The 11458-nt window shown below is 65.6% G+C and carries 6 protein-coding genes and 1 pseudogene; 3 read left to right on the top strand and 4 right to left on the bottom strand.

What is annotated here, in order from left to right; genetic code table 11:
• The first annotated feature begins 208 nt into the window (after positions 1-208).
• Complete coding sequence (locus tag V5F23_RS04005) at positions 209-2734, top strand: sulfite reductase flavoprotein subunit alpha (protein WP_338498853.1); 2526 nt, start codon at positions 209-211, stop codon at positions 2732-2734.
• 134 nt (positions 2735-2868) lie between these two features.
• Here V5F23_RS04005 and V5F23_RS04000 read toward each other — a convergent pair whose 3' ends face one another.
• Positions 2869-4410 carry an alkaline phosphatase D family protein gene (locus tag V5F23_RS04000; protein WP_123578247.1) on the bottom strand — a complete coding sequence of 514 codons (1542 nt, stop codon included), beginning with the start codon at positions 4408-4410 and terminating at the stop codon, positions 2869-2871.
• Between the two features lie 84 nt (positions 4411-4494).
• On the opposite strand from V5F23_RS04000, the pseudogene V5F23_RS03995 reads away from it, so the two are divergent.
• Positions 4495-4584, top strand: a pseudogene (locus tag V5F23_RS03995) (metal ABC transporter ATP-binding protein); the annotation flags it as partial.
• A 26-nt stretch (positions 4585-4610) separates the two neighbouring features.
• On the opposite strand, the gene V5F23_RS03990 reads toward V5F23_RS03995, so the two are convergent.
• From V5F23_RS03990 to ptsP, 3 genes are read right to left on the bottom strand one after another with little or no spacing between them, the layout of a single operon-like run.
• Positions 4611-6353, bottom strand: coding sequence for a PTS fructose-like transporter subunit IIB (locus V5F23_RS03990; RefSeq protein WP_042729971.1), 1743 nt, complete (start codon positions 6351-6353; stop codon positions 4611-4613).
• A gap of 13 nt (positions 6354-6366) precedes the next feature.
• Complete coding sequence (gene pfkB / locus V5F23_RS03985; RefSeq protein WP_123578248.1) at positions 6367-7308, bottom strand: 1-phosphofructokinase; 942 nt, start codon at positions 7306-7308, stop codon at positions 6367-6369.
• Positions 7308-10172 (bottom strand): phosphoenolpyruvate--protein phosphotransferase, encoded by a 2865-nt coding sequence (gene ptsP / locus V5F23_RS03980; protein WP_338497656.1) that lies wholly within the window; start codon positions 10170-10172, stop codon positions 7308-7310. Before ptsP ends, pfkB begins: the two co-directional genes overlap by 1 nt.
• A gap of 288 nt (positions 10173-10460) precedes the next feature.
• Between ptsP and cra the strand changes: the two genes are divergently transcribed.
• Positions 10461-11456: a catabolite repressor/activator gene (cra, locus tag V5F23_RS03975; protein ID WP_042729974.1), complete on the top strand. Its 996-nt coding sequence runs from the start codon at positions 10461-10463 to the stop codon at positions 11454-11456.
• The last annotated feature ends 2 nt before the right edge of the window (positions 11457-11458 follow it).

Raw genomic sequence — 11458 nt, 5'->3', positions numbered from 1 at the left:
GAAGACGGCGGGTCAGTCGACGAACAGGTTGCCTGACACTGCGCCTTCGCGAGCAAGCCCGCTCCCACAAGATGACCATTCGCTCCACGCATAAAAGCCCCACTCATCCGCATGAGTGGGGCTTTTATGCGTGTTTATGAATGGTTCTCGATAACACACGGCATAATGCGCGCCGTGATGAACAGTAATGAATGAACGAGGCGGCGACGTGTTGAAGAAAACCCTGTTCCAGTTGCACTGGTTTTTCGGCATCAGTGCCGGGCTGGTCCTGGCGTTGATGGGCATCACCGGGGCGATGGTGTCGTTCCAGGACGAGATCCTGCGGGCGTTGAACCCCCAGGTGCTGACGGTCGAGAAACAACCGGCTGGCGTGCTGCCCCCCGCCGAGTTGGTGGAACAGATCGAAGCCGCGTCCGGCAAGACCGTCGCCATGCTCTGGGTCGAGACCGACAACGGCAGCGCCGCGCGGGTGATCTTCACCGCGCCGCCCGGGGAAAAGCGCGGAGCCATGCGCTATTTCAACCCCTACACCGCCCAGTTCATGGGTGACGTGGTAGGCCAGGATTTTTTCGGCCTGATGCTCAAGTTGCACCGCGTGTTGACCCTCGACGAAGTGGGCCGGCAAATCACCGGCGCCTGCACGTTGATCCTGGTGTTCTTCTGCCTGTCGGGCTTGTACCTGCGCTGGCCACGCCAATGGCGCAACTGGCGCGCCTGGCTGACCCTCGACTGGGCCAAGAAGGGTCGCAGCTTCAATTGGGACCTGCACTCGGTGGCCGGTACCTGGTGTCTGCTGTTCTATCTGCTGGCGGCCCTGACCGGGCTGACCTGGTCCTACGACTGGTACAACAAAGGCGTGACCCGCCTGCTCTCCGATGCCCCCCAGGAAGAACGCGCGCGCAATCGCGGCCCGGCGCCTGAGGGCCCGCCGCCGGTGGCCGACTACCGCGCCATTTGGAGCAGCATCTACAGCGCGGCCGGCCCGGACTTGTCCGCCTACAACGTGCGCATGCCGCCCGTGGCCGGGCAACCGGCCACGGTGTTCTACCTGCTGAAGAACTCGCCCCACGACCGGGCCCTGAACCAGCTCATGCTCGACCCGGCCACCGGCGCCATCAGCCGGCACAGCCGCTACAGCGACAAGAGCTTCAAGGCGCAATTGCTCACCAGCGTCTATGCGTTGCATGTCGGCAGCTATTTCGGCCTGGTCGGGCGGATTCTGGTGACGGTCGCCGCCCTGGCCATGCCGCTGTTCTTCATCACTGGCTGGTTGTTGTACCTGGACCGGCGCCGCAAGCAGCGCCAGGTCCGGCAGGCTCGCCAGGAACTGGTTACCCAGCCGGGCGCCGGGCCGGCCTGGCTGATCGGCTTCGCCAGCCAGAGCGGCTTCGCCGAGCAGTTGGCCTGGCAGACCGCCGGCCAGCTCCAGGCCGCCGGGTTACCGGTCAAGGTCCAGGCTCTGGCCGGGGTCAGCGAGCAGGACCTGAGCAACGCCACCCACGCGCTGTTCGTCGTCAGCACGTTCGGCGACGGCGAAGGGCCGGACAGTGCCCGCGGTTTCGAACGCAAGGTACTGGGCCGCGCCCTGAGCCTGGAACGCCTGCAGTACTCGGTGCTGGGCCTGGGCGATCGCCAGTATGAACACTTCTGCGGGTTCGCCCGGCGCCTGCACACCTGGCTGTCGGCCCATGGCGGAAGGACGCTGTTCGCCCCGGTGGAAGTCGACAGCGGCGACCCGTACGCCCTGCGCCACTGGCAGCAACAGTTGGCCGACTTGACCGGCCAGGCGCCCGCCGACACCTGGCAAGCGCCCGCCTTCGAGCCATGGACGCTGAGCCAACGCACCCTGCTCAACCCCGACAGCAGCGGCGCAGGCGTGTACCTGCTGGGCCTCACGGCGCCCGGCCCGAGCAGTTGGCTGGCCGGTGACCTGGTGCACGTGCTGCCGCGCAATGACCCGTGGGCCATCGAGCACTTCCTCGACGGCCTCGGCATCGCCGGCCACGCCCGCGTCCAGCTCGATGGTTTGACCCAGACGCTCGAACAGGCCCTGGCCACCCGCCAACTGCCGGAAAACCGCGCCCACCTGGTGGGCCTGCACGCCCAGGCACTGGTGGATGCCCTGGCACCGCTGGCGATGCGTGAGTACTCCATCGCCTCGATCCCGGCCGACGGCGTGCTGGAGCTGATCGTGCGCCAGGAGCGTCACGCCGACGGCAGCCTGGGCATCGGTTCCGGCTGGCTCACTGAACATGCGCCGCTGGGCAGCGCCATCAGCCTGCGGGTACACCGCAACAGCAGCTTCCACCTGCCGCCCCAGGGCGTGCCGATGATCCTGCTCGGCAACGGCACCGGCCTGTCCGGCCTGCGCAGCCTGCTCAAGGCCCGCGTCGCCGAAGGCATGCAGCGCAACTGGCTGCTGTTTGGCGAGCGCCAGCGCGAACATGATTTCCACTGCCGCGATGAGTTGCAGGAATGGGTCACCTCAGGCGACCTGGAACACCTGGACCTGGCGTTCTCCCGGGACCAGGCCGAGAAAATCTACGTCCAGGACCGGTTGCGCGAATCCACCGCACGGCTCAAGCAATGGCTGGCCGACGGCGCGGTGATCTACGTCTGCGGCAGCTTGCAAGGCATGGCATCGGGCGTGGACCAGGTGCTCAACGAGGCGCTGGGACGTGAGGCCGTGGAGCAACTGATCGAACAGGGACGCTATCGGCGGGACGTCTACTGACCGCCCAGGCAACACGATCCCCTGTGGGAGCGGGCTTGCTCGCGAATGCGTCGTGTCAGTCATGCATCTATCAACTGACACACCGCTTTCGCGAGCAAGCCCGCTCCCACAGGGGAATCCCGGTCAGCCTTGGGTCAAACCGGCTCCAACTTCTTCTCGAACACCGCCACCCCTTCAAGATCCCGCAACACCACGCTCATCGCCCCGCTCTGTCCGTCGATGTTCACCTCGCCAAAGAACTGGTAGCCGGCAAACGGCGAGGCGTTTTGGGCAGGCGGCGCCTTCTGGAACACCACTTCGGGGCCGAAGGTCTTGTCCAGGGCGTTGGGGCCGAAGCTGCCGGCGTTCAACGGCCCGGCGACGAATTCCCAGAACGGCTCGAAATCCTGGAACGCCGCCTGTTCCGGGTGATAGTGATGGGCCGCGCAATAATGGACATCGGCGGTGAGCCAGACGTAGTTGCGCACCTGATGCTTGCGCAGGTAGCCGAGCAGTTCGGCGATTTCCACTTCCCGGCCCTGGGCCTGCCCCGGGTCACCGTTGGCCACCGCTTCCCAGCGCGGCACGCCGGGGCTGACCTCGCCATCGGGCACGCCGAGGCCGATGGGCATGTCGGCGGCGATGACCTTCCATTGGGCCCTGGATTGCTTCAATTCGCGCTTGAGCCAATTCAACTGCTCGCGCCCGAGGAACGGCTTGGCCGCGCCGAGGTTGGCGTCGTTGGCTTCGCGGTAGCTGCGCATGTCGAGCACGAACACATCCAGCATCGGCCCGTAGCCGAGCTTGCGATAGATCCGCCCACCGTTATCGGCCTTCTGCAGGCGCATCGGCGCGTACTCCAGCCAGGCCTGCCGCGCACGCCCCACCAGGCTGTGGATATCCTTGGTCTGGTAGCGCTCGTCCAGTTGCTTGCCGGGCGACCAGTTGTTGACCACTTCGTGGTCGTCCCACTGCCAGATCTGCGGCACCTCGGCGTTGAAGCGCCGCACGTTTTCATCCATCAGGTTGTAGCGGTAGTTGCCGCGATATTCATCCAGGGTCTCGGCGACCTTGCTCTTGGCTTCGGTGGTGAGATTGCGCCAGACGCGGCCACCTTCGGTGGTGATTTGCGCCGGCACCGGACCGTCGGCGTAGATGGTGTCGCCGCTGTGGATGAAGAAGTCCGGCAGGCGCAGGCGCATGGCTTCGTAGATGCGCATGCCGCCGATGTCGGGGTTGATGCCAAAGCCCTGGCCGACGGTGTCGCCGCTCCAGACAAAGCGAATGTTGCGTTTGAACTGCGGCGCGCTGCGCAGATGGCCGAACCAGGGCTCGCTGGCGACGCCGCTCTGGGCATCTTCAAAGCGCACCCGGTAGAAAATCGCCTGGTCGGGCGGCAAGCCGGTGAGCTCGACCCGAGCGGTGAAGTCGCTGCGGCGGTCGGCCAATGGCGAAACCACCCGCCGCGGATTACGAAATTGGCTGCGGGTGTCCCACTCCACCACCATCCGCGCCGGGCGGTCGCTGCGGCTCCAGATCATCGCCCGATCGCCCTGCAAATCGCCGGACTGCACACCGTCGGTCAGCACCGGGCGATCCTTGACCGAAGCCATCACCACCGGCGCCAACCCCGGCAACAATAATCCTGCGCCCACGGCCTGTATCACACGACGCCGGTCCCGGTCGAATTCGCTCATGGTGTTCTCCCTTGAATTAGGGAGACTTAAGCATGGGTGTGTTAATCGGGTGTGACAGGTTTTATAAACACGCCATAACCCCCTGTGGGAGCGAGCTTGCTCGCGATGGCAGAGTGTCAGATGACATCATCGTCAACTGACACACCGCTATCGCGAGCAAGCTCGCTCCCACAGGGGGGGTTCAGTCTTCTGGAACGTAATCAGGCCTTGGCCGGCTCCAACGCCATCTCCACCGCCTCCGGCCGCTTGAGCAGCGCATACGCCACCCCGGTCACCAGGCTCCCCGCCACGATCGCCAGCAAATACAACAGCGCATGGTTGATCGCGTTGGGGATCAGCATCACGAACAGCCCTCCGTGGGGTGCCATGAGCTTGCAACCGAAGTACATCGACAGCGCACCGGTCAACGCACCACCGGCGATGCTGGCCGGGATCACCCGCAGCGGGTCCTTGGCGGCGAACGGGATCGCACCTTCGGAGATGAAGCACAGCCCCAATACCAGCGCCGCCTTGCCGGCCTCGCGCTCGGTCTGGGCGAACTTGCGGCGGGCGATGAAGGTGGCGATGCCCAGGCCAATCGGCGGCACCATCCCGGCGGCCATGGTCGCGGCCATCGGCGCATAGCTTTGCGATGCCAGCAGGCCCACCGAGAACGCATAGGCGGCCTTGTTGATCGGCCCGCCGAGATCGATGCACATCATCGCGCCCAGCAGCACGCCCAACAGAATGGCGTTGGTGGTGCCCATGCTGTCGAGGAAATGGGTCAAGCCTTCGAGCATGCCCGCCACCGGCTTGCCGACCACGTAAATCATCACCAGGCCGGTGAACAGGCTCGCCAGCAGCGGAATGATCAGGATCGGCTTGAGCGCTTCCAGGCTCTGGGGCAAGCGTGCGTAGCGGTTGATCGCCTGGGCCGCGTAACCGGCCAGGAAACCGGCGATGATCCCGCCAATGAAGCCTGCGCCCAGGGTACTCGCCAGCATCCCGCCGATCATCCCGGGCGCAAGGCCCGGACGGTCGGCGATGGAATAGGCGATGTAGCCGGCCAGTAACGGCACCATCAACTTAAAGGCGGTGTCGCCACCAATCTGCATCAGGGCGGCGGCCAGCGTGCCGGGTTCCTTGAAGGCCGTGATGCCGAACACGAACGACAACGCAATCAACAAACCACCCGCCACCACCATCGGCAGCATGAACGACACGCCGGTCAGCAAATGTTTGTAGACCCCGGTCTTCTCCGACTTGGCCGGGCCGGCGGCGCTGCTCGAAACGCTTTCCTGGCGGCCTTCGACCAAGGCCTTGTTCAGCGTGGCTTCAGCCTGTTTCAGGGCAATGCCAGTGCCGCAACGGTAGATTTTCTTGCCGGCGAAACGCTCGGTGGCGACTTCGATGTCAGTGGCCAGCAGCACCACATCGGCCTCGGCAATGGCTTCGGCGCTCAACGGATTGCGCGCGCCCACCGAGCCCTGGGTTTCCACTTGCAGGTCATAACCGAGCTTCTTCGCGGCCTGCTGCAACGCCTCGGCGGCCATGAAGGTGTGGGCAACGCCCGTCGGGCACGCGGTGATGGCGACCAGGCGCGGCGCCCGTTCGGCCGAAGCGCCCGGCGCCTCTTCCGCCACCTGCGACTCGACCAGCACCTGGGCTTCTTCGGCGCCGCGCCGTAATAGCGAATCGACGTCTTGCAGGGCCTGGGCCGGAGTGCTGCGGAACAGGCGCTTGCCGACGAACCGCGACAGGTCCACCGGTCCGGTGGCCACCAGCAAGACCCATTCGGCCGCTTCGAGGGTTGCCGCCGACAATTGGCGCTCCGGATGAGCCGCGTCATGCACCTCGACGCTGGTGCTCCAACCCTGGCGCTGCGCCGCCGCATCCAGCAGACGGGCACATAACACACTGGTGACCATGCCATTCGGGCAGGCCGTCACAATGGCTAATTTCATCTCGCGAACCCTCTTATTGTTCTGTCAGGGGGCGCACGCGCACACCCTGTTCAAGCGACGCCAGCAACGCGGTGTCGCGAATGCCGAAACCGATCTGCGTGACCGCCATGGCCGCGATGGCGGTGGCGGTGCGCAGGGTCTGCTCCGGGGCTTGCGCAGCCAGCAGGCCGTGCAACATGCCGGCCAGCAGCGAGTCCCCGGCGCCCACCGTGCTGGCGACGCTGACCTTGGGCGGCGTGGCATGCAGGGCCGAGCCGACGCTGAACCAGTTCACGCCATCGGCACCGTGGGAAATCACCACATGGTCGATGCCCTGGGCATGCAGGCGCTGCGCCGCTTGCGCCTGGGCCCGCTCACTCACCACCTCGCACCCCAGCGCATCGGCCAGTTCCTCGGTGTTCGGTTTGATCAGCCACGGCCCCGCCGCCAGCGCAACGCGCAAGGCCTCGCCACTGGTGTCGAGTGCGACGTTCAGGCCGAGTTCCTTCAAACGTGTGATCAAGGCCTGCAACCACTGCGGGCTGACACCGCGGGGCAAGCTGCCCGCCACCACCACCGCGTCATGGCCGGGGGCGATGTGTTCCAGCCGATCGAGCAACGCTTGCTGCGCGGCGACGTCGACCACAGGGCCGGGACCGTTCAGGTCGGTGATGCGTCCGTCCTGTTCGGCCAACTTGATGTTGCTGCGGGTTTCACCCGGCACGCGAATAAAGGCGTCGGCAAAACCGCGCTGGGTGAACAGCGTCTCGAACGCCTGGGCATTGTCCTGGCCGAGAAAGCCGCTGACCGTCAGCGTGTGGCCGAGATCGGCCAGCACCTGGGCCACGTTCACGCCCTTGCCGGCGGCATGGGTGTGCATGCCGTCGCTGCGGTTGACCTGGCCCGGTTCCAGGCGCGCCAGTTCCACCGTGAGGTCGAGCGCCGGGTTGAGGGTCAGGGTAAGAATCTTCGCCATTACAGCGCCTCCACTAATGCGCGCACATCATCGGCGCTGCCCACGGCCAATGCCTCCTGGGCCAGGGTTTGAACGTGCGCAAGGCTCAGCTCGCGCACACGTGCCTTGACCTCGGCGATGCTGCGGGCCGAAACGCTCAACTCGTCCACGCCCAGGCCCACCAGCACCGGCACCGCCAGCGGATCAGCCGCCAGCTCGCCGCACACGCCGACCCACTTGCCCTGGGCATGGGCCGCGCGCACGGTGATGTCGATCAGTTGCAGCACCGCCGGGTGCAGGCCATCGGCCTGGGCCGACAAGGTCGGGTGACCACGGTCGATGGCCAGGGTGTATTGGGTCAGGTCGTTGGTGCCGACGCTGAAGAAGTCGACCTCCTTGGCGAGCACCGGCGCCAGCAATGCGGCGGACGGGACTTCGATCATGATCCCCAGTTGCAAGTCCGCCACCGGGATTTCCTGGCGCAGGCGTTCGGTCATGGCCCGGGCCTGGCGCCATTCGTCGACGCTGCCCACCATCGGGAACATGATCCGCAACGGACGATTGTCGGCCGAGCGCAGCAAGGCCCGCAGTTGCCCTTCCATGACCTGCGGGCGCTGTAAGGTCAGGCGAATGCCGCGCACGCCGAGGAACGGGTTTTCTTCTTTCGCGATCGGCCAGTACGACAGTGGTTTGTCGCCGCCGACATCGAGGGTACGCACCACCAGCGGCCGGCCGGCCAGGCCATCGAGGACCTTGCGGTACTCGGCTTCCTGGGTCGCTTCGTCCGGCGCCTGGGTGTGGGCCATGAAGATCAGTTCGGTGCGCAACAGCCCGATGCCTTCGGCGCCCTGCTCCACCGCGCTGCCGACACCGGCGCTTTCACCAATGTTGGCGAACACTTCCACGGCGTGGCCATCGCGGGTCAACGCCGGCTGGTGACGCTGCTCGGCGGCCAGCTTGAGGCGCTGCTCGCGGGTGTCGCGTTCTTCCTTGGCCCGTTGCAGGGTGGCGGCGTCGGGCTCCACGTGCAGGCGACCGCGCTGGCCGTCGAGCAACAACGAGGTGCCCGGCGCCAGCAACAACACCGCCTCACCGGCCCCCACCAACGCGGGAATGCCCAAGGCGCGGGCGACGATGGCGCTGTGGGCCGTGGCGCCGCCGCGGGCGGTCAGGATCCCCGCCACCCGGCTCGGGTCCAGGCGCGCCACGTCGGATGGGCCGACTTCGTCCATCACCAGGATGTAGGGTTGCTCGGGTTCGCTCGGGGTTTCGACGCCACACAACTGCGCCAACACACGGCGGCCCACGTCGCGCAGGTCGGCGGCGCGCTCGGCGAGCAAGGCGTCCTGCAAGGCTTCCTGTTCTTTCGCGGCGGCTTCGATCACGCCCATCCAGGCGGCTTGCGCACTCTCGCCCAACTTCAAGCGGGTGTCGACTTCGTCCGTCAGCTCCGGGTCGTCGAGCATTTCCTGGTGGGTGATGAAGATCTCGCGAATGGCCTTGGCCTTGGCGCGCTCGATCAACCCCTCGATGTCGCGGCGCACCTGGCCCAGTGCGTTTTGCAGGCGCTCACGCTCGATGGCCGCCGATTCACCGCGCAGCGGATAATCGATGGCTTGCAGCACCTGGATGTGGGCCGGGCCGATGGCAATACCCGGCGCCGCCGGCACGGCCTGGATCAGGCTGCCGGCTTCGGGCGCCAGCACCACGGTCGCGACGTCGGCCATCGGGCTTTGCTCGGGCGTCGTTGCTGGCGGCAGCGGCTCGACCTCCTCGCCCAGGCCTTCCTCGACGGCCGCCAGCAAGGCCGGCAACGCATCGGCGGCAATGCTTGGCTCGGCCACGAACTCCAGGACCTGGCCGCGCCTGGCCCCTAGGCTCAACAACTTGCTCAGGCTCTTGACCGACACGGCGCTGTCCTGGCCGTCGGCGATGCGCACGCGGATTTCGCCGTCGAAACTTTTCGCCAACTGGGCGAGGATCTTCGCCGGGCGCGCGTGCAAGCCGTGGGCATTGGCCAGGCCGATGCGTGCGCTGGGCCAGTCGGCAGGCAGTTCACCGCCGAGCACTTCCAGCACCTTGCGGCTGCTGGTGGCGCGACCCAATTCGTGACCACGACCTTCGATCAGCAGCGCGCAGAGCCGCTCCAGCAAGCTCTGATGGGCCTCGCCGAGACTGGCGAGGCAGAACAGGCCGCTCAACGGCTGGCCCAGGTAACGGATGGGCTTGTCCGGAGTCACGAAGGCCAGGCCCGGACGCTTGACCGTCTGCTCGCTGTGCAACCACCACAGGCCATCGCCCAGGGGCAGCGCCTCGACCTGTTGCAGCACACCGGCGAAGCCATTGCTCACGCAATCGGCCTGGCGCAACAGACGAGCGCCGCGCCACACCAGCTCTTCGAAATCGTCGGCCGACACGCCCAGGCCGATCATCTGCGCGTCCAGGGCCAGTTCCTGCGGCGCGCCTTGCAGCAGCTTCAGCAACGCTTCGGCAGACCCGGCCCGGCGCAAGGCCTGGCCCAGGTCCGTCTCGCCAAGGGCGCGGGTCAGCAATTGCAGGAGGCGCAGGTGCTCGTCGGACTTGGCCGCGATGCCGATGGCCAGGTAGACAATCTGCCCGTCGCCCCAGTCCACGCCTTCGGGAAATTGCAGCAGGCGCACGCCGGTGGAGTAGACCAGGTCGCGGGTTTGCGGAGTGCCGTGGGGAATGGCGATACCTTGGCCAAGAAAGGTCGAGCCCTGGGCTTCGCGAGCCTGCAAGCCGGCGAGGTAGCCGTCAGCCACCAGGCCATCGGCCACCAGTTTGTCAGCGAGCAATTGCAACGCAGCGTCTTTATCCACGGCTGTCTGCGCCATGGATATCTGCCCTAGAGTGAGCTCGAGCATGCCTTCTCCTTTTTGGCGTCCGGTCGGCGCCAGGTATTGTTTTGAAAGAATCAGCTTAGCGTTGCAGGACAGCTTTTGGCGGTATCGCGGCAGTGCGGCCAAAAAATCCTGCTAGCCTTGAAAATACGCCTGCTGAAACGTTTAATCTAGAAAGATTGGCACGTTACTCGATAATCTCTCATCCTTGAAGTGCAACTTGTCGTCAGCCATCGGCAGTGACCTTCGGCACGAATCGGGTAGGATGGCCCTCATTGTCGGGTCAAACCCGGAAAAACAAGGAAAAACCGGTTGAAACTCAGTGATATCGCCCAGTTGGCCGGTGTGTCCGTGACCACCGCCAGCTATGTCATCAACGGCAAGGCCGAGCAGCAACGCATCAGCAACGCGACCGTCGAGCGGGTGCGTGCGGTGGTCGAAGAACACGGCTTCACGCCAAACCCCCAGGCCGCCGGGCTGCGCAGCCGGCATACCCGCACGCTGGGCTTCATCCTGCCCGATCTGGAAAACCCCAGTTACGCACGCATCGCCAAGTTGCTGGAACAAGGCGCCCGGGCACGGGGCTACCAGTTGCTGATCGCCAGTTCCGACGACGCACCCGACAGTGAACGGCAATTGTTGCAGCTGTTCCGCGCCCGGCGCTGCGATGCGCTGATCGTCGCCAGCTGCCTGCCGGCCGGCGACGACAGCTACCAGCAGTTGCAGGCCAAGGGCATCCCGATCATCGCCATCGACCGGGTGATGGAGCCGACGCAGTTCTGCTCGGTCATCAGCGACGACCGCCAGGCCAGCCTGCACCTGACCCGCAGTTTGCTGGAAACGAACCCTCGGCAGATCGCCCTGATCAGCGCTCGCCCCGAACTGAGCATCAGCCAGGAACGGACCGCGGGTTTTCGCGATGCACTGGCCGGCTTCGAGGGCCAGGTGCTGATCGAACATGGCGAGTCTTTCAGCCGTGAATGCGGGCGCCAGTTGATGGATGAAATGCTCGCCCGCCTGGGCCACTTGCCCGACGCGCTGATCACCACGTCCTACGTGCTGCTGCAAGGGGTGTTCGACGCCCTGCATGATTTCCCGTTGAAGTCGCGTCCGCTGCGCCTGGGCACGTTCGGCGATACGCAGTTGCTGGACTTCCTGCCGCTGCCGGTCAACGCCATGTCCCAGCAGCACCAGTTGATCGCCGAAAAAGCCCTGGAGTTGGCACTGGCGGCCATCGAGAACAACGACTACCAACCTGGCGTGCAGGCCATTGCACGGACGTTCAAGCAGCGCATTCATCAGGGCTGAGG

Origin of the sequence: Pseudomonas sp. WP18 (genome assembly GCF_036689585.1) — a bacterium.
Lineage (GTDB): Bacteria > Pseudomonadota > Gammaproteobacteria > Pseudomonadales > Pseudomonadaceae > Aquipseudomonas > Aquipseudomonas chlororaphis_E.
The sequence above is the reverse complement of the archived record's forward strand: the minus strand, read 5'-3'. Positions and strand labels throughout refer to the sequence as shown.